This window comes from Nocardia aurantia (assembly GCF_009604425.1).
GTDB lineage: Bacteria > Actinomycetota > Actinomycetes > Mycobacteriales > Mycobacteriaceae > Nocardia > Nocardia aurantia.
Map to the genome: position 1 here is coordinate 1 of NZ_WEGI01000020.1, position 23,219 is coordinate 23,219.

A 23,219-nucleotide genomic window follows, 5' to 3' on the forward strand; every position below is an offset into this window, starting at 1 on the left:
CACCCACCCCTGTTCCACTTACCGATCCCCGTGCCCAAACGCTCCCGCTCCCCCGCCCCGATCACCAATCCGCAGGCCCGACACACCTAAGCGAACAACCCCTCGAGAGCCGTAATGAAGTACGGAAAATGCCCCGCAAACCGATGCAGATTCCGATCCCGCTCAAACCCCCCGAACCAGTAAATCCCAGGCTCCCGATCAGCAGTAGGATCCAGATCGCGAAACACCCGGATCCAATTGTCAACGCGCCCACCGATAATAGTGAACGGCAACGCCCGCGAGAACACCAATTCTCGATCGTCCACCGGAATCTGCCCAGCCTGAACCGAATCCAGCCCCCGCTGCAACGCCCGCACCTGCCCCGCCAGCCTCCGCCCGGCCGGAGTACGCCGAGGCAGATACCGCGGAAGCACCAACGCCGCCACCCCCCCGAGCGCCACAGCCACCCCAACCAAAGCATGCCGCCCCACCACAGCCAACCCAACGGTAGCGACCACCCCCACCGCCACCAGCACAACCCCCAACCAGAACGCGAGCCCGCGACGCCCAGCCGCAATCAAAGTGCCATTGGCAACCGCATCAGCCCGCAAAGCACCCCGCGCCGAATTCGCCGCCATCCGCCCACGCAATTGTGACACCAGAACCGAATCGGTCCCGTCCGGCAATAATGCCCGATACACCTCGCGCTCATACTCACGAAGCTGATCGTCGGCGGCGTTCACCCGATTGATCCGCCAGTCCGAATCGCTGATCGGAGTGATCCAAAGATACCGCCGCACAGCCAAATCCACGACCGTGGCGGCCAGATCGGTAGCGTCGGCCGAAGCGTCCAACAGTAACCCCGCCTCCCCGGGCAACACACCATCCGGCGACACGAACTCCGCTCGATTGTCCGTCTGCCGCACCGGATCAACCGGCTCACGGGCCCCCAGAGCCGCAGCGTCCTCCCGCCGGGACCACAACACGAATCCAGCGGCCGCCAGCACCCCGGCCACCAGCACCCCGAAGGCGACCAGGACCGGCGTACCGAAGGAGAAGGCGGTAGATCCGCCCCCGTCATGGATGTCGGCATTCGGCGGCACCGTGCCCGGCGGCAATTGCATGCTCAGGTCGATGATGTCGCCCTTGCGCAGACCGTCCTTGTGCAGCGTGAGCACCCCGTCGGGCTCGACGCGCACGTCGGCACAGGCCTGTTGCTGTCCGGCGGGCCCGATCTTGCAGTCCGCGATGCCCATTCGGAAACTGGGGCTGATCACCGAGGCGGTGATCGAGGCGACGTCGGTGTTCAGCACCCCGGTCCACCGGAACACCTGACTCCCCGGTGCGTCGTTGACGGTGCCGTGCACGGTGTAGTCGAAAGAGGAGTCCCCCGGCCGCGCGTCGACGGTGAACAGGTCACCGTCCACCTTGGCCGTGCCGGCGCCGGTGGCGCCGATGTCGCTGACCGTGAACCGCCGTTCCCCACTGTCGCCGAACGCCACCCGCAACGGCAGCACCATGTGGAACTGCCCGCCCGGCGGCACCTGTACCTTCTCCGCGACCTGCATCAACCCGTCGTCGGTGAGTTTGATCTCCGCCGCGATCGTGACGCCGTCGGCCGGAACCTGTGCCTGCGCAACCGGGCCCGCGGCGAACAAGCCCGCGGCGACCAGCCATAGAGCGCCCAGGGCGCCCCCCCGAGAGATAAGCATGAAGCCAGATCTTAGACAGCTTGGTATTGTTCGTCATCGGCTGTAGAAGCGCCGGATCGGGAAGTACCAGCTGGAAACGGGGGCACGGGGGAGTGAGTCAACCACCCTACGGATACGGTTCGATACCGCCCACCGGTCGACCGGCGCCGTACGGGGCGCCGCCGTCCTATCCAGGTCAAGGGTACGGCCCGCCGCCGGGTTATCCAGCGCCCCAATCATATCCGCAGGGCCGCCCGCCGCATCCGCAACAGCCTTACCCAGGGCCCCCGCACTATCAACCGCATCCCGGCATGCGCGCACCGCAGCCCTACGGTCCCCCCGGCCGGCCGCCGCAGCGCCGCGGCGGTGGCGGTGGAATCGGCACGGTCCTGGTGGTTCTCGTACTCATCGTCGCCGGCTTGGTGGTACGCGGCGCGATCAGCGGAAGCAAGCCCGGCAGCAGCACCCATCCGGACTCGGGAGCGCGCTACACCTACGCCTCCGGCACGCCGACCCCCGGCAACGGAAAGGATTCCGGTGCCACGGGTATCGCGGCCACCGGCTCCAATCCGCTACTGGCCGAACCGGGTTCACCGTTGAGCGCGGCGCGTTGCGACTACGCGCCGTGGGGCACCCAGGTCGAGGTCGCCCGCAAGTTCTTCACCAGTGCCGCATCCTGCCTCGAGCAGGCCTGGCGACCGGTACTCACCGCCGCGAAACTGCCGTTCACCCCGCCCAAACTGAACGTCACGGCGACCACGGCCGGTATCACCACGCCGTGCACCGGTAACAGCAGCAACTTCGCCGCCTTCTACTGCAGCGCCGATCAGACCATCTACCTGCCGATCAGCCAGTTGCAGACCGATATGTTCCAGAACCATTGGGAGGTCTACCTGTCGGTCTTCGCGCACGAGTACGGCCATCACGTACAGGCGCAGGCCGGGATCATGACCGCGGCCAACAAGCAGCGCCGGGAGGCGGGGGTGACCAGTTCCGCCGGACTCGAGGTGTCGCGCCGGATCGAACTGCAGGCCAACTGCTTCGACGGCATGTTCGTGGCCGCGACCTCCGGCGGCGGCTCGCTCACCTCGTCGCAGACCACGATCACCCGCAAGGATGCCTACGGTCGCGGCGACGCGTCGGGCGATATGCGCGACCACGGCACCTCGCAGCACATGGGCGACTGGTGGAGTGCGGGTTTCGACGACAACAAGACCGCGCAGTGCAACACCTTCACTGCCTCGGCCGGCGACGTGAGCTGAGACGACGATGAGCTATCCGCCGGGATATCCACCCCCGCAGGGCTTTCCGCCGCCGCCTGGCTACGGCCACGGTGCGCCGGGTTACGGTGCGCCGCAACCCTATCCACCGGCGGGTGCTCATCCGGGATACGCACCGGGCTATCCGCCGTTGCCACCGCCCGGGTACCACTACCCGCCGCGCCGCTCCGGCGGCGGCGCGCTGGTCGCGGTCTTCGCGGTCCTGCTGGTGGCGGTGCTCGCGGCCGCGGCCCTGTTGTTCGCGGTCGTCAACGGCAGCACCGGCAGCGTCGCGCACCCGTCCTTCCCGCCGCCGAGTTTCAGCTACCCGTCGACCCCCGACGCGGCGCCGGCGACCACCGACGCGCCGTCGCCCACGGCGGCCGCGCGCACGAGCCGCGTCACCCGGACGACGACCGCGACCACCACGACCCCGGCCGGTCCGCGACCGGCGACGGTCGACAACGCCCTCTTCGCCGATCCCGACTACGGCCTGCAGAACATCGACTGCGACTATCCGCGCTGGGGTTCGGATCAGGCCTCGGCGCGGGCCTTCTTCGAGGCCGCGCGCGGTTGCCTGGACCAGATGTGGCAGCCGCTGCTGCGAGCCGCCGGACTGCCGTTCGCCACCCCGAACATCGCGGTGCCGGTGCACGCCGCCGATCAGCCCTCGCCGTGCACCGGCGGGTCGCCGAACTACGCCGCCTTCTACTGTTCGGCGAACAGCACCATCTACATGCCGCTGGACAAGATCCAGATCGAGCTCTACGGCAACGACGCGGTGATCTACCTGGCGGTCTTCGCCCACGAGTACGGCCACCATGTGCAGGCGGTGTCCGGGATCATGGCCAAGGAGAGCCGCGACCGCTACAACGCCGGGCAGACCTCCGCGGCCGGTGCCGAGCTGTCGCGCCGCCTGGAGCTCGAGGCCCAGTGCTTCGGCGGGATGTTCGTCGGTTCGTCGCAGGCGGCCGGGACGATCACCGCGCAGCAGGGCCAGCACACCATCGACGACAGTTACACCCGCGGCGACCGGCCCGGTGACACCCGCGACCACGGCACCACGACGCATTACGGCGCCTGGTGGGGGCAGGGGTACAAGCTGAACCGGTCACCGCAGTGCAACACCTGGAACGCCGATTCCGGCGATGTCTCCTGACGGCTCAGCGCGCGCCGGGAAGTAGCTCCGAACCGGTTGCGGCACCGGCTGTTTCGAGATCCGCCGCGTCCTCCTCGTGGAGGCCGAGCCGCTCGTGCAGCCGGGCCAGCGGCCGCGGCGCCCACCAGTTCGCGGTGCCCATCAAACGCATCAGCGCCGGTACCAGCAGTCCGCGGATGAGGGTGGCGTCGGAGAGGACCGTCAGCGTCAGGCCGAGCCCGAACATCTGCATGAACGACACCTTCGACGACACCAGCGCGCCCAGCACGATCGCCATCAACAGGGCCGCGGCGGTGACGATCCGCCCGGTCCGGGCCACCCCGATCGCCACCGAACGCACGTTGTCCTCCCGGGTGCGCGCCGAGGCCAGCCATGCCTCCCGGATACGCGACAACAGGAAAACCTCGTAGTCCATCGACATGCCGAAGGCCACGCAGAACATCAGGATCGGCATGGTCGGCACGATCGTGCCGGTGGGTGTGAAGCCGATCAGCCGCGACAGATGGCCCTCCTGGAAGATCCAGACCATCATCCCGAACATCGCCGACAGCGACAGGGTGTTGAGCACCACCGCCTTCACCGGCAGCACCACACTGCCGGTGAACAGGAACAGCACCACCATGGTGGCCAGCACGATCAACGCCAGCGCCAGCGGCAGCCGGGCGCCCAGCGAGCGCAGCGAATCGGAGTTGATCGCCGCGGCGCCGCCGAACATCGTGGGCGCCGGCGTGGGTACCGCCCGCAGATTCCGCAACTGCTGTTTCCCCGCGGCGGCGTACGGATCGACGTTGCTCGCCGCCACCAGATATTGACCGGTGGCGTTGGCCATCCGGGCCGGTGCGTCGGCCATGCGGTGCCCGCGGATGTACACACCCGAGTCCGACAGCACCGCGGACACCTGGGGCACGGCCGACAGCGCAGCCGCGTACCCGGCCGCGTCGCCGGTGTATCCGTCGAGCAGCACGGTGGTGCCACCACCGGTGTCGACCGCGGGGAAGTCGTGCCGCAGCACGTCACCGACGGCCCGGCTGCTGGTGCCGGGCGGCAGCACCCGGTCGTCCGGATAGCCGAATTTCACACCCAGGAACGGTGCGCCCAGGGTCAGCAGCAGCGCCACCAGCACCACCGCCACCGGCACCGCACGGTGCATGACCACGATCACCGTGCGATACCAGAAGGTCTGCTCGAGCGGCCGCGGCGCCGGCGCGGGCCGCCGGAACAGCCGCCGCACCGGCTCCCGCAGGTCCCACGCGTCGATCCGCTCACCGAGCAGCACCAGCGCCGCGGGCAGGATCACGATCGATGCGGCGGCCGCGGCCGCCACCACGGCCACCCCGGCGTAGGCGAACGACTGCAGGAAGAACAGATTGAACACCGCGAGCACGGCGAGCGCCAGCGCCACCGTGAGGGCCGAGAACAACACCGTGCGGCCCGCGGTCGCCACCGCCCGGACGGCGGCGTCGCGCGGGGCGCGGCCACTGTGCAGTTCCTCCCGGTATCTGCTGACGATGAACAGGCTGTAGTCGATCGCCAGGGCCAGACCCATCGCGGTGGTCATGTTGAGCGCGAACACCGACACGTCGGCGAGCAGCGCGCAGACCCGCAGGATCGCGAGCGTGACCAGGATCGCGAACACGCCCACCGCGATCGGCAGCGAGGCGGCGACCAGACTGCCGAACACCAGCACCAGGACCAGCAGGGTCAGCGGCACGGCGATCGTCTCCGCGACCGCCAGATCCTTGGTGACCTGGCTGTTCGCCTCGTGGAACATGGTGGCCGACCCGCCCTGGAGCACGTGTACGCCCGGGACGTGCGTCTCCGGCAGGTCCGCCAGCTCGTCGGCGACCTTCCCGCTCGCCCGCTCGGAGGCCTCGTCGCCTCCGGTCAGATAGGCCAGGATCAGGCCCTGCTTCGCATCGGTGCTGCGCAGGGTGGCCCGGACCGCCGGGGGGCTGGTCCAGTACGAGCGCAAGCCGATGACGTCCGGTCGCGCCTGCAGCCGGTCGAGCACCGCGTGCGCGGCGTTCTGCGCCGCCGGGCTGTCGACCCCCTGATCCGCCCCGACCAGCAGCACCAGATTTGGATCGGCCCCGTCGAAATGATCGGCCAGCATCCGGGCGGAACGCGCGGACTCCGCGTCGCCGGGCACGAAACCGCCGCCCTTGAGTTCGCCGGCGACCGACGACCCGAACAATCCGCACACCAGCGCCACCGCGAGGGCGAGGAACAACGTGGTGCGCGGATGCCCGGTGGTGAGTCGGGCGAGGCGAGTCAACATGGCTTCCCCCTGAGACAGCCGTACGGCGACGGTGCCAGCCTATCGGGGACGTGACAGAGCGCGGACGGCCGGTCAGTGATCTCCGTCACCGTGCGGACGATCGCGGTCGCCGTGCGGGCGCCCGGTGCCGCCGAACAGGCCGCGTGGCGCGTGGCCGTGCACGCCCTCGGCGTACGCGGTCTCGGCGTGCAGGGCGAAGTCGATGCCCGCGACCTCGTCCTCCTTGCTGATTCGGAAGCCCAGCACCCGATCGATCACCGTGCCGAGCACGAACGAGATCACGAACGCCCACAAGGCCACCGCCAGCACGGCCACGATCTGCTTGCCCAGCTGGGCGAGCCCGCCACCGTGGAACAGGCCGCGGGCGCCGCCGGTCATCACCCGGCTGGCCAGCAGGCCGATCAGCAGGGTGCCGACGATCCCGCCGACGAAATGCACACCGACCACGTCCAGCGAATCGTCGTAGCCGCCCTTGAACTTCCAGCCCACGGCGAACGAGCACGCCACGCCGGCCACCAGTCCGACCACCACCGCGCCGAGCGTGTCGACCGAACCGCACGACGGGGTGATGGCGACCAGGCCCGCCACCGCGCCGGAGGCGGCGCCGAACGTCGTCGGATGCCCGTCGCGCACCCGCTCCACCACGAGCCAGCCGAGCATGCCGAGGCAGCCCGCGACCAGGGTGTTGAGGAAGACCGCGGCGGCGATCCCGTCGGCCTTCAGCGCCGAACCGGCGTTGAACCCGAACCAGCCGAACCACAGCAGACCCGCACCGAGCAGGACGAACGGCAGGTTGTGCGGGCGCATCGCGTCCACCTTGAAGCCGATCCGCGGTCCCAGCACCAGGGCCAGCGCCAGCGCCGAGGCGCCGGAGGCGATCTCGACCACCAGGCCACCGGCGAAATCCAGCGCGCCGAACGAGGCCAGCCAGCCGTTCGGTCCCCACACCCAATGGGCGACCGGCACGTACACCAGCAGCGTCCACAACGGTACGAACACCACCCAGGCCGAGAACTTCGCCCGGTCCGCGATGGCGCCGCTGATCAACGCCACGGTCAGGATCGCGAACGTGAGCTCGAACGTGACGTAGAGCAGTTCCGGCACCCCGACGCGCACGGTGCCTGGAGTGATGCCCGACAACGCGAAATGCCCGAGATCGCCGATGATTCCACCGCCCGAATCCGGCCCGAACGCCAATGAATAGCCGAAGAGTAGCCATGTGATCGTCACCAGCGGTATGGAGACGAAACTCATCATCAGCATGTTCAGGACGCCGGTGGAGCGGACCATGCCGCCGTAGAAGATCGCCAGGCCCGGCGTCATGAGCAGCACCAGAGCGGTGCTGATCAGTAGCCAGACCGTGGCGGCGGGATCGATCGACGAGGGCACGGTAACTCCTTCGGACGCGGGCAGCGTTGCAAGAAAGTTACCGAATGCTCACACGAATACGGATCGCGCGGGTGACGTGCCCTTATCGCCGCGGTTTCCGGGTCAGGGCGCGCCGCCCGCGCGGGCCCGGCACCGGCAGATCGTCCGCCAGTGCGAGCCATTCGGCGGTCGTGAGCCACTGCTGCTGGGCCCGGACGTCGGCGGTGTCGTTGAACACTCGGCGGCCCCGGTCGTCGCGCAGGTCGTGGGCGAGCACCGACCAGCGCGGCGGGCGCCCCTGTTCGGTGTGATGCCGGTCGAGGAAGCTCGCGACCAGCGAGCCGATGGTGTTCACCGGACGCAGCGAGACGCGGTTGCCGTACTTCGCCGAATGGAAACGCCGGCCCGCGCACAGCGAACGGGGTTCGGCGTTGTAGGCGATCCAGCCGGCCCGCTGGGCGCGCTCGATCAGCCAGAGGTGCTTGACCGCGTTCGGCGTGATGTCACCGACGCGCTCCCGGATCAGCTCCAGCATCGGATCGGTGTGCAGGATGTCGCGGCGGGTCGGGCCGACGTCGTTCATGACCCAGTACTCGTGGGTGAGCTGAGCCAGCAGCCGGCCGAAGTCGTCGATGCTGCGCTGCGCGCGCCGGCCCAGCCGTTCGATGCGCTCGGCCTCTCCGCGCATTTCGTTCTGCACGATGAGGGTGCGGATCGCGGGCATGGTCGGGACCTGGCCGCGCTCCAGCAGTTCGAGGATGGCGGCGGCGGTACGCGGATCGGCGGCGGCCGTCACCGGTAGCGAATCTCGTTTGAGGGCGTACTCGCGCGGGCTGATCGCTCTGCTCAGCAGACCGACGGCAGTCCGGTCGTCCGCGAACTCGGTACGTGAGAGCCAGGCGGCGGCGATGTCGTCACACGGCGGCACGGTCGGTTTTTCCTCCGGGATCCGGCAGGAGTTCGGGTTGACGTCCCTTCGGAGAACTCCGAAGAACTCCCGCGCTGATTGCGGTGAGTTGCCAGGTTGTGCCCCGGTCGGGATGAGGGACCGACCGGGACCACCAACCTGATGAAGGTTTGGCTACCGAAGTTGCCGACGATCACGTTAGCCAGCCAATTGCGAGAAGGCTAATTGCTTGACATGATCGTTATGTCGGTGGCGTGGAGTGCAAACGGGGAAATGGTTTGCCCGGCAGGCTCGTTCTGGAATTCGAATTTTGTAGCCTGCCGAAAATCGGTAGTGCACGGGCTGGGCTCTCGCGGGAATCGGAAACGCTCGGTCTGTTCTGTTGCTCGGAACGGACCCATGGAATTGTTGTGACATGGATCACGTTTCAGTCGCTTCGGGGGTTTGCGGGGGTCCGCGGGGCGCGTCTGCCGCCATGACCGAGACGGTGTCGGTGGACGCCGGTACCCTCACCCCGTGGCTCTGTACCGGAAGTACCGACCGGCAACCTTCGCAGAGGTGGTGGGGCAGGAGCACGTCACCGATCCGCTCAGCACCGCGCTCGACACCGGGCGGATCAGTCACGCCTATCTGTTCTCCGGCCCGCGAGGCTGCGGCAAGACCTCGTCGGCGCGGATCCTCGCGCGCTCGCTGAACTGTGAGCAGGGCCCGACCTCCCGGCCGTGCGGGGTGTGCGCTTCCTGCGTGGCGCTCGGCCCCGGTGGCCCCGGCAATCTCGACGTCATCGAGCTCGACGCGGCCAGCCACGGTGGCGTCGACGACACGCGTGAGCTGCGCGACCGCGCCTTCTACGCGCCGGCCGAATCGCGCTACCGGGTGTTCATCGTCGACGAGGCGCACATGGTCACCACGGCCGGTTTCAACGCGTTGCTGAAGATCGTCGAGGAACCGCCCGCCCATCTGATCTTCATCTTCGCCACCACCGAGCCCGACAAGGTGCTGCCGACCATCCGCTCGCGCACCCACCACTACCCCTTCCGGCTGCTGCCCCCGGCCACGATGCGCGGGCTGCTCGGCCGGATCTGCGAGCAGGAGGGCGTGCGAGTCGAGGAGGCCGTCTATCCGCTGGTGATCCGGGCCGGCGGCGGTTCGCCGCGCGACAGCCTCAGCGTGCTCGACCAGCTGCTGGCCGGCGCGGGCCCCGAGGGCGTCGCCTACAACCGCGCGCTGGCCCTGCTCGGCGTCACCGACATCGCCCTGATCGATGAGGCTGTCGAGGCGCTGGCCACCGACGACGGCGCCGCGCTGTTCGGCACCGTCGACCGAGTGGTCGAGGCGGGCCACGACCCCCGCCGCTTCGCGGGCGACCTGCTGGAGCGGATCCGCGACCTGATCCTCCTGCGCGCGGTCCCCGACGCCGTCGAGCGCGCGCTGGTCTCCGGCCCCGGCGACGTGCTCGACCGGATGCGCGACCAGGCCCGCCGCATCGGCCCCGCCACCCTGACCCGCTACGCCGAACTGCTGCACGCCGGCCTCGGCGAGATGCGCGGCGCCACCGCCCCCCGGCTGCTCCTCGAAGTGGTGTGCGCCCGCATGCTGCTGCCCTCGGTCTCGGACGCGGAATCCGCCACGCTGCAACGCCTGGAACGGCTCGAACGCGGCGTCGCGAGCGGTGCGATCGCCCCCACCGCGGCATCGGCCGGCCGGCCCGTGGATTCCCCGGCCGCCGTCACCGGCGAGGCCACCGCTCCGGCCGGCGCATCCCCGACCCCCACCGCACCGGCCTCCGGGTCGTCACGGCGCCGCGGCGCGGAAGCGCTCGCCGCGCTGCGAGCGAGCAAGAACCCGGCCGAGCCGGAGGCGCCGGGAGCTCCACAGCCGGAGACGCCGCGAACCTCGCAGCCGGAACCACGCCCGCACCCGGCCCACCGCGCGCAATCGCCGAACGGCCCGGCCGAGCCGATCCCGCCCGCACCCGTGCCCGGCGGGCCCGCCGACGAACCGGTGCTCGCGGATCCGTCCGGCCCGGCTCCCGCGGGCGGCGGTGAGCCGAGCCGCGCCTCCCGGCCCGAAGCCGGAGGCAGCCCTCAGCGCCCCGGCGCCGAACCGGCAGATATCGCCGAGTCCGGTGCGGCGAGCCGCACGCACCGCCCGAATCCGGCCGCGGCGGAGACGATCCGCGACCCCGCGGACTCCACTCCGGGGTCCGAGAACATCGCCGTCGGCGCGGATGGGTCCACCGGATCCCCGAGTTCGGACGCCCCCCTTCGACTCGACGGCGACTCGGATGTCCGGCCCGAATCTGCCGATGTGACACGGCAATTTCGTGGCGATGCGGATGCGCGACACGTATCCCCGGACGCGGACCGGCAATCCGACGGCATGACGAGTACTCGGCCCGAAAGCGGCCACCCGGCAGGGCGACTCGACAGCAGCGCGGGTATCGGCCTCGAAAACGCCGACGCGGCAAGGCAATCCGACGGTAGCGCGAACAACCGACCCGGGTTCGGCGATGCGGCAGCGCAGTTCGACGACAACTCGGATGCCCGGTTTCGAACTGGGAATGCGACGCCGCAGTCTCACGATGATGCGGATGCCCGGCCCGGCTCCAGGGATACGGCACAGCGATCCCATGACGACGCGGATGCCCGCGCTCGGTCCCGGGACGCAGCGCCGCAGTCCGGCCATGTCGCGGATGTCCGGCCCGGCTCCGGGGATGCGACTTCGCAGCTCCACGGTGACGCGAACGGCCGGCTTCGATCCGTGGACGCGACGTCGCGATCCTACGACAATGTGGATGCCCGACCCGGATCCACGGACGCGGTGCCGCAGTTCCGCGACGAGGAAGATGCCGGGCGACCATCCACCGATGCGGTGCGGCGACTCGACGACGGTGTGAGCGACCGGTCCGCATCAGCGGGGTCCGATAGCGGCGCGGCGGCCGCCGGGCCCTCTGGCGGCGCGGCGGCCGGGCCCTCTGGCGGCGCGGCGGCGGCCGGGCCCTCTGGCGACATGGCGGCGGCCGGGCCCTCGGATGTGGCGGATCGTCCGCAGCCGTCCGCTGCGGCATCGGACGAGCGAACCGGCTTCCCTGCCGACGCGGATTCCGCCGTTCCGGCAGGCGGTGCGGACGCGACCCGGGAGATCGAGGCGGCCTGGGGTGATATCCGGTCGAAGGTGCGTGAGTTCGGGGCGGCGGTGCACGCCTTGTTGTCCGGGGCCGCGGTGTCCCGGGTCGAGGGCGAGACCATCGTCTTCACGCATCAGCACGCGGCGCTGGCGCAACGGTTGTCGAACCCGAAGAACGTCGAGGCGGTGGAGTCGGCCGTCCGCGCGGTGCTCGGACGGGGGTACGGCGTGCGATGGGAGGTCGGCGGGCCCGGGCAGCCGGCCGCCGGGGCACGATCCTCGGCCGGTGGTGCGGGAGCGCGAGCCGCCGACAGCGCGAACGGCCGGCCACAGGGTGGTGCGACGAACGGCACACCCGCTCGCCCCCAGAACGGGCGGGCGGCGGCGAGCCCGGCCAAGTCGGCGGAGCCGCCGAGGTTCTCCCGGCCCAGTCAGTCGCGGGCGAGTGAGTCCGGCGCGAGCACGCCGACGGCCCGGTCGGGCGAGTCCGGCAAAGGCCCTCGGAACACCCCGCCGGACGACGACATTCCGCCGCCGGAAGCCCCCGACCTCCCGGATGATCCCGGTCCGGCTGACTACTCGTCGGTAGGTTATTCTGACTACCCGTCGGTAGGTTATGACAGTCTCCCGCCCGCGTCGACACCCGAGGAGGAGCGCGAGATGCTCGCCGAATCGGCTCGGCCGGTACCCCCGGAAGATCGTCGTGACCCCGATGAGGTGGCATTGGAGCTGTTGCGCGCAGAGCTGGGGGCAACCCGCCTGGAGGGTTGACAGCAACCGGCGCTACACCGTTAAGTTAACCGGAGTTCGCAACTGGCGGTACTATGAACGGGTGGTCGTCAGCAGTGGTGCAGCGCGGCTCGGAGATGCTCGGGTGACCGGGCGCTCCGAACCACGTCAACTGCCGTGTGCCGATGTTCTTACAGCGTCAAGACGGTCGGTCGCATGGCCGGTCGGCGAGGTCTACCTGCGCACCGGCCGACCGGGCGCATCCTCGAGGAAGGAAAGTCTCCGATATGACCACAGAGGCCTACATCTACGAGGCCATTCGAACCCCGCGTGGCCGTAACAAGAAGGGTTCGCTGCACTCGATCAAGCCGATCGATCTGACCACCGGCCTGGTGCAGGAACTGCGCCGCCGGTTCCCGAACCTGGACGAGGAGCGGATCTCCGACATCATCCTCGGCGTCGTCTCCCCGATCGGCGATCAGGGCGCGGACATCGCCCGCACCACCGTGCTGACCGCGGGCCTGCCCGACACGGTCGGCGGGGTGCAGATCAACCGCTTCTGTGCCTCCGGCCTCGAGGCGATCAACCTGGCCGCGCAGAAGGTGCGTTCCGGTTTCGACGATCTGGTGCTCGCCGGTGGCGTCGAGTCGATGTCCCGGGTGCCGATGGGCTCCGACGGCGGCGCGATGTTCGCCGACCCGTGGACCAGCTACGAGAACTACATCGTCCCCCAGGGCATCTCCGCCGACCTGATCGCGACCATCGAGGGCTTCTCCCGCGATGACGTCGACGCGTACGCGGTGCAGTCCCAGGATCGCGCGGCGGCGGCCTGGAGCGGCGGCTACTTCGCGAAGTCGGTCGTCCCGGTCACCGATCTCAACGGCCTGACCGTGCTGGACAACGACGAGCACATGCGTCCCGGCACCACCGCGGCCGACCTGGGCAAGCTGAACCCGGCGTTCAGCGTCGTGGGTGACTTCGGCGGGTTCGACGCCGTCGCGCTGCAGCGCTACCACTACGTGGAGAAGATCGACCACGTGCACACCGGCGGCAACAGCTCCGGCATCGTCGACGGTGCCGCGTTGGTGCTGGTCGGCAGCGAAGAGGCCGGGCAGGCCTCGGGCCTGACCGCGCGCGCCCGCGTCGTCGCGACCGCCACCAGCGGCGCCGACCCGACGATCATGCTCACCGGCCCGACGCCGGCCAGCCAGAAGGTGCTCGCCAAGGCGGGTCTGACCGTCGACGACATCGACCTGTTCGAGATCAACGAGGCCTTCGCCTCCGTGGTGCTGAAGTTCCAGCGCGATCTGCACATCCCGAACGAGAAGCTGAACGTCAACGGCGGCGCCATCGCCATGGGCCACCCGCTCGGCGCCACCGGCGCCATGATCACCGGCACCATGATCGACGAGCTGGAGCGCCGCAACGGCCGCTACGCCCTCGTGACGCTGTGCATCGGTGGCGGCATGGGTGTGGCCACGATCATCGAGCGGGTCTGACGACCTTCCGTAGCTGCCTTCGAACTTCCTGGGAGACAACACCTTATGACCGACAACATGATCGCGTGGGAGAAGGACGCCGACGGCATCGTCGTGCTCACGCTCGACGACCCGAACCAGGGCGCCAACACGATGAACGAGCTCTACAAGAGCTCGATGGCGGCCACGGTGGCGCGGCTGGTGGCCGAGAAGGACGACATCACCGGCGTCGTCATCACCTCCGCGAAGAAGACCTTCTTCGCCGGCGGTGACCTGAAGAACATGATGCAGACCACCCCGGCGGACGCCGCGGCGATCTTCGCCGAGGTCGAGGGCATCAAGAGCGATCTGCGCAAGCTGGAGACCCTGGGCAAGCCGGTCGTCGCGGCGATCAACGGCGCGGCGCTCGGCGGCGGCCTGGAGATCGCGCTGGCCACCCATCACCGCATCGCGGCCGACGTGCCGGGTTCGGTCATCGGCCTGCCCGAGGCGACGCTGGGCCTGCTGCCCGCCGGCGGCGGGGTGACCCGCACCGTGCGCCTGCTCGGCATCCAGCCCGCGCTCCTGCAGGTCCTGCTGCAGGGTCCGCAGAACAAGCCGGCCAAGGCCAAGGAACTGGGCCTGGTCGACGAATTGGTCGGCAGCGTAGACGAATTGGTCCCCGCCGCGAAGGCGTGGATCAAGGCCAACCCCGAGGCGTCCGTGCAGCCCTGGGACAAGAAGGGCTTCAAGATCCCCGGCGGCTCCCCGTCCTCGCCCGCGCTGGCCGCCAACCTGCCGGCCTTCCCGGCCAACCTGCGCAAGCAGCTCAAGGGCACCAACATGCCGGCGCCGAAGGCGATCATGGCCGCCGCGATCGAGGGCGCCCAGGTCGACTTCGACAACGCGTCGACCATCGAGTCGCGCTACTTCGTGCACCTGCTCACCGGCCCGGTCGCGAAGAACATGATCCAGGCGTTCTTCTTCGACCTGCAGCACATCAAGAACGGCGGCTCCCGCCCGAAGGATGTGCCGAAGCGTGAGATCAAGAAGGTCGGCGTGCTCGGCGCGGGCATGATGGGCGCGGGCATCGCGTACGTCAGCGCCAAGGCCGGCTACGAGGTCGTGCTGAAGGACGTCAGCCAGGAGGCCGCCGACCGCGGCAAGAACTACTCGGTGAAGCTCGAGGAGAAGGCGGTCGCCAAGGGCCGCAGCACCGAGGAGAAGTCGAAGGCGGTCCTGGACCGCATCCACCCGACCGCCGATCCGGCGGATCTGGCGGGCGTCGACTTCGTGATCGAGGCGGTCTTCGAGAACACCGAGCTCAAGCACAAGGTGTTCCAGGAGATCGAGGACATCGTGACCCCGGACGCGCTGCTGGGCTCCAACACCTCGACCCTGCCGATCACCGAGCTCGCCGGCGGCGTGAAGCGGACCGAGGACTTCATCGGCATCCATTTCTTCTCGCCGGTCGACAAGATGCCGCTGGTGGAGATCATCAAGGGCGAGAAGACCTCCGACGAGGCGCTGGCCCGGGTGTACGACTACACCCTCGCCATCAAGAAGACCCCGATCGTCGTCAACGACAGCCGCGGCTTCTTCACCTCGCGCGTGATCGGCACCTTCGTCAACGAGGCGATCGCCATGCTGAAGGAGGGCATCGAGCCGCAGACCATCGAGCAGGCCGGTCTGCAGGCGGGCTACCCCGCGGCGCCGCTGCAGCTGTCGGACGAGCTGAACCTGAAGCTCATGCAGAAGATCGCCAAGGAGACCGCCGAGGCGGCCGAGCGCGGCGAGATCACCCTGCCGGCGCGGCACCCGGCCCAGGACGTCATCGACTACCTGGTCGCCGAGGGCCGTCCGGGCCGGCTCGAGAAGGCCGGCTTCTACGAGTACGACGAGAGCGGCAAGCGTCAGGGCCTGTGGCCGGGCCTGCGCGATCACTTCAAGACCACCACCGAAGAGGTCGCGCCGTTCCAGGATCTGATCGATCGGATGCTGTTCGCCGAGGCCATCGAGACGCAGAAGTGCTTCGATGAGGGCGTGCTGACCTCGACGGCCGACGCCAACATCGGCTCGATCTTCGGCATCGGCTACCCGGCCTGGACCGGTGGTGTGCACCAGTTCATCGTCGGTTACCCGGGTGGGCAGGAAGCCTTCGTGGCCCGCGCCGACGACCTGGCGGCCAAGTACGGCGAGCGTTTCCAGGCGCCGGCCTCGTTGCGCAAGTAACGGACACCGAATTCCCGAGGTGACGGGAACTCCGACGGCCCGGATGGCGGAAATTCTCCGCGATCCGGGCCGTCGCGCTGTCTGCCGCGCTACGTTGGAAGTGAGTGCCGTCGGCTCGAGGTGGTGACATATGGACCCGCAGACGAGCAAGTCCGGCGATGACATACCCGGATCGCGGCGTTCCTTCGCTGCGCGAACCCGGCGCTATCGGCCCTTCGCGGCGGCCGAGGACCTGGCGGAGATGGGTTTGCACGATCCCGAGGAGATCGGCCGCGGCGGTTTCGGCGTGGTGTATCGCTGCGTCCAGCGCGCCTTGGACCGGGTCGTGGCGGTCAAGGTGCTGTCCACCGAGATAGACGACGACGCCCGGGAGCGGTTCGTCCGCGAGGAACAGGCCATGGGCCGGCTGTCCGGCCATCCCAACATCGTCGACATCCTGCAGGTGGGAGTCACCCCCGGCGGGCTGCCCTTCATCGTGATGCCGTACGCGGTGCACGGGTCGCTGGAGCGGCTGGTCCGGGAGAACGGCCCGCTGGACTGGGCCGATTCCGTCCGGGTGGGGGTACGGCTGGCGGGTGCGATCGAGAGCGCCCATCGTGTTCAGGTCCTGCACCGCGACGTGAAACCCGCGAACGTGCTGCTGTCCCGCTACGGCGAACCTCAGCTGACGGATTTCGGTATCGCGCGCATCCCCGGCGGTTTCCGGACCTCCGCCGAACTGATCACCGGATCGCCCGCGTTCACCGCCCCCGAGATCCTCGCCGGGGAGGAACCGACCGAGCGCTCCGACGTGTACGGCCTGGGCTCGACGCTGTTCGCGCTGATCACCGGCCACGCCGCCTACGAGCGGCAGTCGGGGGAGCGGGTGATCGCGCAATTCCTGCGCATCGCGTCCGATCCGCTGCCGGATCTGCGCCGGCTCGACATCCCCGCCGATGTGGCGGACATCGTCGAGCAGGCCATGGCCCACGATCCGGCGCGGCGACCACCGTCGGCGTTCGAACTGGGTGAGCTGTTGCGGTCGGTGCAACGCCGGCACGGGCAGGTCCCCGACGAAATGGCTCTGCTGGCACCGGAATCCGCGACGGTGACGGAGAACACCGCGGAAGATGCCGCCACCCACCGCTATTCGGTTCGTGATGCCGGCGCCCTGGTGACCGGGCCACGGCGTCCCGCCCCGCTGCAACCACCGGCCGCGGACCGGACGCCGAGCGTACCGCCCACGTCCCCCGGCACCTTCGTCTCCGACACCACGACGCGTGCGCCGATGCCGCGGCCGGAACTGCTCGAGGCGTTGCGGGCCGCCGGCGACCGGCGATTGACCGTTGTCCACGGTCCGGCGGGTTTCGGTAAGAGCACCGTCGCCGCGCAGTGGGCGGCGGAGCTGGCCGGTCGGGGCGCCGACGTCGCCTGGCTGGGCATCGAGCGCGACGACGACCAGGAAGTATGGTTCCTGGCTCATCTGGTGGCGGCGATCCGGCAGGTGTGCCCGGACGTCGGCGCGGGCCTGGAACAGATGCTGGAGGAGCGCGCGAGTGAGGCCGTGCCGTACGCGATCGCCGCGCTCGTCGAGGAGACATCGGCCGGTGACCGGCCGGTAATCGTGGTGATCGACGACTGGCACCGGGTCACCGACCTGGGTGCGCATCGGGTACTGGCGGCATTGCTGGACAACGGTTCTCCGCGTCTGCGGTTCGTCGTCGTCACTCGCGAGCGGTCCGGGTTGCCGGCGAGCCGGTTGCGGGTGCGCGACGAGCTGACCGAGATCGGCCCGGATCTGTTGCGGTTCGCCCTGCCGGAGACCGCGCGAATGCTGCGGGAGCACAACGGTTTCGCGCTCAGCGATGATCAGATCCAGCGGATCCAGGACACCACCGGCGGCTGGCCCGCGGCGATCCGGCCGGTAGGCTTGTCGCTGCGCGACGGAACGCTGCCGGACGACCTGCCGGGCGAAGCGATCCACGAGTATCTCGCCGAGCACCTGCTCGACGGCCTGGAGCCGCACATGCTGGACTTCCTGGCCGCGGTCGCGGTGGCGGAGCGGGTGTGCGGGTCGCTGGCGACGGCGTTGAGCGGCGAGCCGGACGCCGAGCGGCTGCTCGAGGAGGCGGAGCGGCGCGAACTGTTCGTCGGCCGAATCGAGCGCGCACCCGGCTGGTTCCGGGTCCAGCCGCTGTGGGCCGAGCAGCTGCGGGAACGGCTGGAGCGCGACCAGCCGGAGCAACTGAAATCGTTGCACCGCAAGGCCGCTCGATGGTACGCAGACCACCGGCAGTTACGCCGGTCGGTGGATCACGCACTGGCGGCGTCGGATTCGGCACTGGCTTTGGATCTGCTGGAACAGCACGGCATGGATCTGATCGAGAGGTCGCAACTGGCGACGCTGCTGGGTTCGGTGGCGAAACTGCCGATGCACCAGGTGGCCTCGCGCACCGAGCTGTTGCTGGTGCTGGCCCGGGCCAACATCGGGCTGCAACAGTCCGGGACGGCTCGTACCGCGCTGGGCCGGCTGTCCACCCTGCTGGGCCCGCCCGCCGGTGCCGCCGACACGCTGCGGTGGCGCAGCCAGACCAGCGTGCTCACCGCGGCCGACGAGATCGCCCGGGACCGGACCGCCGGTGTGCTGGAACGAGTTTCGGACTGCCTGGCGCACGCCGACGACCTGCCCGCCTGGACGGTCTCGGCCGCCGCGAATGTGGCCTCGTACGTGCGCCGGTGCGAATTCGATTTCGACGGCGCCCGTCGGCTGCAGGAGTGGGCCGAGCCGTATCACGCTCGGTCGAAGGCGCCGCTGGGTCAGGTGTTCGGCCTCCTGATCGCCGGTACCGCCGCCTACGAGCAACTCGAGATCGACACCGCCACAGCGTGTTTCGAACAAGCCTGCGAGATCGCGCGGGAACGGTCGGGTCCGCGCTCGCAGGCGATGTGGATCGCGGCCGCCCTGCTCGGCGAATCGTTCTATCGGCGTGGCGATCTGGACACCGCCGAGCGACTGCTCGATTGCGGTGACGAGCCGGTGGCCCGGGTGGGCCCGGTGGATTTCGCCATCACGGCCTTCGTCATCGGGGCGCGGGTGCAGGCGGTGCGCGGCGATACCGCGGCCGCGGCCGCGCGGCTGGACGAGGGCCTGCGCACCGCGGCCGAGCGTCGCCTCCCGCGGCTGGCGGCCCACCTGCGCGCCGAGCGGTTGCGCCTGGGCATCGGCGGCGACGCGCTCACCGACAGTGCGATCCTGCAATCGGGGATGCGTCCGTGGCGGCACGCCACCGGTGCGGCCGTGCTGCTGGCCGAGGCGGAGGAGATCGCCACCATCCGCGCCCTGCTGGCCCGCCACTATCGCGGCCTGGAGACCTCCGGTGCGGCCGCCCCGCTCGGCACCGACGACACCGCGGTGAAGCGGGCCCGGGCCCTGCACGGCCGCATCGGCGAGCACCGGCGTCCCCGAGCCGAACTGGATTCCGGGTTGCTGCTGGCCGAATGCCTGGCAGCCGCGGGCTGGACCGGTGAGGCGATCGCGGTCCTCACACCCGCGGTGCGGCGCTGTGCCGACCTGGGCTGGACCCGTCCGTTGCTCGATGCCGGCCCGGGTGTGCTCTCGTTGCTACCCACCCTGCGCAGCCAGGTCCTGTTCGGTGCGGAGGACGGCGACGACCCGGAGATCGTGCACCGATTCCTGGACGAAGTCTTCTGATTTGGAATATTCGCGGTTCGCTATCGGAATCTATTTCGAACCGACCCGGAGAGAACAGCGAAAAATCGAATATTCGAAAATTCTCTATTCGATTTCGGAGAAAGGGTGCGGCAATGCGGCGACGGTAAATTTATGCTCGGATCTGTTATATGATCGAGATACCTCCTTCCGAGGGGCGATGGACATATGGTCCGTACATCGCGCCCAGGAAGGAGGTGGGTGGGTTTATGGGAAAGCACCGTAAGAGGGTGACCCCGGCCAGCCGGGCAGCCGAAGCACTGTACACAGCAGTGCTCGTAATCGGCATGGCCAGCATGGCCGAGGTCTTCTTCCGCATGGTCCGCCGGTTGGTGGACTAAGCGACTCACCCGGGTGGAGCGTCTAGCCGGACGCTCCACCCCCCGGCATCACCTGAGTGACGAGAAGAATTCTACACACAGATCAGCGGCGCGAGCCACTATTCGTGCTCACGCATTCCACCAGGGCCGCAGCGGCACGGTCCATTCCTCGTTCTCGCCCAGCTTCATTCCCAGCACCTGGTGCAGCTGCACCACATTCCGCTGGAATCCCAGCCGGCAGCCGGCCATGTACAGACCCCACACCTTCGCGGTGCCCTCGCCGACCTCTTCGACGCACGCATCCCAATTCGCGACCAGATTCTTGCACCATTCGTGCAGGGTCAGCGCGTAATGCGGACGCAGATTCTCCTCGTGCACGACCTCGAGCCCCAGGTTCTGGATCTCCGAGATGATCCGCCCCGAGCCGATCAGCTCGCCGTCCGGGAAGACGTACCGGTCGATGAAGTCGCCCGCCTTGGTGGTGCGGGTGTTGTCGGGCCGGGTGATGCAGTGGTTCAGGAACAGGCCGCCGTCACGCAGCTTCGACTGGATGAAGCCGAAGTACGACGGGTAGTTCTGCACCCCGATGTGCTCGGTGAGGCCGATCGACGACACCGCGTCGAAGCCGCTCTCCTGGATGTCCCGGTAGTCCGAGTGCCGCACCTCGGCCAGGTCCTGCAGACCCTCCTCGGCGATGCGCGCCTGCGCCCACTCGGCCTGCTCGCGCGACAGCGTCGCGCCGATGACCTTCACGCCGCGCTTGGCCGCGTAGCGCACCATGCCGCCCCAGCCGCAGCCGATGTCGAGCAACCGGTCGCCCGGCTTCAGGTTCAGCTTCTCGAACACCAGGCGGTACTTGTTCTCCTGCGCCTGCTCCAGGGTCTGGCTCTCGTCCTGGTACACCGCGCAGGTGTACGTCATCGACGGTCCGAGTACGTACTCGTAGAAGGTGTTCGAGACGTCGTAGTGGTGGTGGATCGCCTCGGCGTCGCGAGTCTTGGAGTGCCGCAGGCCCTCCAGTGCGATCCGGCGCCACCGCGGCAGGGTCTCCTGCGGCGGCGGGGCGATCGGCTTGAGCGCGTCCCAGCCCAGCGAGCGCGCGATGGTGACCAGCGCCAGCGGCGAGGGCCGCCGGAACTTCATGTCGCCCATGGCCTTCAGGATCGGATACGGGTCGCCGGGGTGCACCCCCTCGGAGGCCAGATCACCCGCGATGTAGGCGCGGGCCATGCCGAGATCGCCCGGCGCGGTGGCGATGTAGTTCATCCCGCGCGCGTTCTTGATCTCGAGCCCGAACTCCGAGTCCGTGGCGCCCGTGCTGGAGCCGTCGTACGCGGTGAAGCGGATCGGCACCTCGCCTTCGAGCAGGGTCTCGAAGATCTCGGCGATGCTGAGTTTCGTTCCCAGCTCCGCGAATACGTCCGAACGTTCCCTGAACGTTGTCACTTGCGTTGCACCGCCTTCGAATACAAATCCAGCAATCGTTGATCGGGGTCGTAGTCCTTCTTCAGCCGGGTGTAGACGTCACCGCCGTACAGCTGGGCGAACTCGTCCCGTTCGTAGAAGGAATCCGAGTACAGGGACTTGTGCCCGTCCAGCTCGGTGACTTTGCGCTCGATCGCGCGGTTGGCCGCGCCCTCGCCCTGTCCCGGCGTGGTCGGGACCGCCGACCAGAAGCCGATGTTGACGTAGGTGCGGCCGGGTTCCAGCGGGTACAGCGGCCACTGGCGCGAAGCGCCCGATTGTTGCAGGCGCTCGTCCGAAATCACTGTGTCGTCCCGCAATCGCAAGGGGCACAACCAAATTGGTTCGATCGGGATTTCGGCGAGGAACCACCGCAGGAATTCGGCGGTGCGCTCGATGGGCACCTCGATGTCCTGCACCACACGCTCCCGCGGCGGGTTGCCCTTGCGGGCCTCGAGCCGGTCGCCGATGTCGTACTTGTGGTCCAGCGCGATCAGCTTCCAGTAGAAGCTGGAGCGCCGGTACTGCTTCGGCCAGAACCGGCGGATCGACGGATTCTGGGTGCCGAAGGCCCGCGAACACCAGAACCAGTCGGTGTCCCAGCGCCACAGGTAGTCGTGGATGGTGAGCCGGTCGCGCTTGGGCTGCGCCGAATCGTGCTGGATGGACTGGTAGTAGATGTCCATCCCCGTGTAGTCGCTGACCGGGCCGGGCTCGTCGGTCTGCCGGCCGAGGATCAGATAGCTCTCGTCGGCGGTGAACACGGCGCCGTCGAGGTAGTCCACTCGCTCCCCGGCGTACGCGCGGTCGGCGATGATCTGCGCCATCACCGTCTCCAGCTCGCCGAGATCGTGGAACCGCACGTGCCGCAGCGCCACATAGGGCTGCACCGATTCCAGTTCGATCTTCAGCCGGGTGGAGTAGCCGAGCGTGCCGTAGGAATTGGGGAAGCCGCGGAACAGGTCCGCGTTCTCGGTGGGCGAGGTGGTGACGATCTCGCCGGAGCCGGTCAGCACGTCCATCTCCAGCACGGACTCGTGCGGCAGGCCGTTGCGGAACGAGGTGGACTCGATGCCCAGCCCGGTGACCGCGCCGCCGAGCGTGATGGTCTTCAGTTGCGGCACGACCAGCGGGCTCAGCCCGTACGGCAACGTGGCGGCGACCAGATCCTCGTAGGTGGTCATGCCGGCCACGTCGGCGGTCTTGGCGACCGGATCGACCTCGATCACCCGGTTCAGCCCGGAGACGTCCAGCCCGGGAGCGTTGCTGCGGGCCCGGGCGCGGAACAGGTTGGAGGTCTTCTTCGCCAGTCGCACATTGGCGTCGCGCGGGATCGCGGCGTAGCTCGCCAACAGGCGATCGACTCCGGCCCGGTGTGCGGCGAAACCGCTTTCCAACTCGGCCGACGCGCGTCCGGCCTTGCCCAACAGACTCACTGCCACGCTCCTGACGCTATCTCGCACCCCTGTGACCGGCCACCGCGAGGGTCCCTCGAAGTGGAATTCTTCACGCACATGTTGCATTGTGTTGAGATTTCG

Annotated in this window: 11 protein-coding genes and 1 pseudogene; 6 read left to right on the plus strand and 6 right to left on the minus strand. The window is 68.9% G+C overall.

Annotated elements, in window-relative coordinates; all coding sequences use genetic code 11:
- Positions 1 to 86: 86 nt before the first annotated feature.
- The gene (locus NRB56_RS35330) at positions 87 to 1,637 is read right to left on the minus strand and encodes a DUF2207 family protein (RefSeq protein WP_153348727.1); all 1,551 of its coding nucleotides are present in this window, start codon (positions 1,635 to 1,637) and stop codon (positions 87 to 89) included.
- Between the two features lie 344 nt (positions 1,638 to 1,981).
- On the opposite strand from NRB56_RS35330, the gene NRB56_RS35335 reads away from it, so the two are divergent.
- Positions 1,982 to 2,932 carry a neutral zinc metallopeptidase gene (locus tag NRB56_RS35335; protein ID WP_194291114.1) on the plus strand — a complete coding sequence of 317 codons (951 nt, stop codon included), beginning with the start codon at positions 1,982 to 1,984 and terminating at the stop codon, positions 2,930 to 2,932.
- A 7-nt stretch (positions 2,933 to 2,939) separates the two neighbouring features.
- Positions 2,940 to 4,088 (plus strand): neutral zinc metallopeptidase, encoded by a 1,149-nt coding sequence (locus tag NRB56_RS35340; RefSeq protein ID WP_227838606.1) that lies wholly within the window; start codon positions 2,940 to 2,942, stop codon positions 4,086 to 4,088.
- A gap of 4 nt (positions 4,089 to 4,092) precedes the next feature.
- Here the strand turns inward: NRB56_RS35340 and NRB56_RS35345 are convergent, their stop codons facing one another.
- The 3 genes from NRB56_RS35345 to NRB56_RS35355 all read right to left on the minus strand — a co-directional run bounded on the left by NRB56_RS35345 (position 4,093) and on the right by NRB56_RS35355 (position 8,662).
- Positions 4,093 to 6,366 carry an MMPL family transporter gene (locus NRB56_RS35345; RefSeq protein WP_153348728.1) on the minus strand — a complete coding sequence of 758 codons (2,274 nt, stop codon included), beginning with the start codon at positions 6,364 to 6,366 and terminating at the stop codon, positions 4,093 to 4,095.
- Positions 6,367 to 6,438: 72 nt separating this feature from the next.
- Positions 6,439 to 7,755, minus strand: a complete 1,317-nt coding sequence (locus NRB56_RS35350; protein ID WP_319943995.1) for an ammonium transporter — start codon at positions 7,753 to 7,755, stop codon at positions 6,439 to 6,441.
- Between the two features lie 82 nt (positions 7,756 to 7,837).
- Complete coding sequence (locus NRB56_RS35355) at positions 7,838 to 8,662, minus strand: hypothetical protein (protein ID WP_227838607.1); 825 nt, start codon at positions 8,660 to 8,662, stop codon at positions 7,838 to 7,840.
- A 495-nt stretch (positions 8,663 to 9,157) separates the two neighbouring features.
- Between NRB56_RS35355 and NRB56_RS35360 the strand changes: the two are divergent.
- The 4 genes and pseudogenes from NRB56_RS35360 to NRB56_RS35375 all read left to right on the plus strand — a co-directional run.
- Positions 9,158 to 10,744 (plus strand): annotated as a pseudogene (locus NRB56_RS35360) (DNA polymerase III subunit gamma and tau); the annotation flags it as partial.
- A 2,042-nt stretch (positions 10,745 to 12,786) separates the two neighbouring features.
- Complete coding sequence (locus NRB56_RS35365) at positions 12,787 to 13,998, plus strand: acetyl-CoA C-acetyltransferase (protein WP_153348730.1); 1,212 nt, start codon at positions 12,787 to 12,789, stop codon at positions 13,996 to 13,998.
- Positions 13,999 to 14,043: 45 nt separating this feature from the next.
- Positions 14,044 to 16,188 (plus strand): 3-hydroxyacyl-CoA dehydrogenase NAD-binding domain-containing protein, encoded by a 2,145-nt coding sequence (locus NRB56_RS35370; protein ID WP_153348731.1) that lies wholly within the window; start codon positions 14,044 to 14,046, stop codon positions 16,186 to 16,188.
- A gap of 130 nt (positions 16,189 to 16,318) precedes the next feature.
- Positions 16,319 to 19,879 (plus strand): serine/threonine-protein kinase, encoded by a 3,561-nt coding sequence (locus NRB56_RS35375; RefSeq protein WP_153348732.1) that lies wholly within the window; start codon positions 16,319 to 16,321, stop codon positions 19,877 to 19,879.
- Positions 19,880 to 20,346: 467 nt separating this feature from the next.
- Here the strand turns inward: NRB56_RS35375 and NRB56_RS35380 are convergent, their stop codons facing one another.
- The gene (locus NRB56_RS35380; protein ID WP_319943996.1) at positions 20,347 to 21,663 is read right to left on the minus strand and encodes a class I SAM-dependent methyltransferase; all 1,317 of its coding nucleotides are present in this window, start codon (positions 21,661 to 21,663) and stop codon (positions 20,347 to 20,349) included.
- Positions 21,660 to 23,117: an FAD-binding oxidoreductase gene (locus NRB56_RS35385; RefSeq protein WP_319944015.1), complete on the minus strand. Its 1,458-nt coding sequence runs from the start codon at positions 23,115 to 23,117 to the stop codon at positions 21,660 to 21,662. The genes NRB56_RS35380 and NRB56_RS35385 overlap by 4 nt, the downstream gene beginning before the upstream one ends.
- Positions 23,118 to 23,219 lie beyond the last annotated feature (102 nt).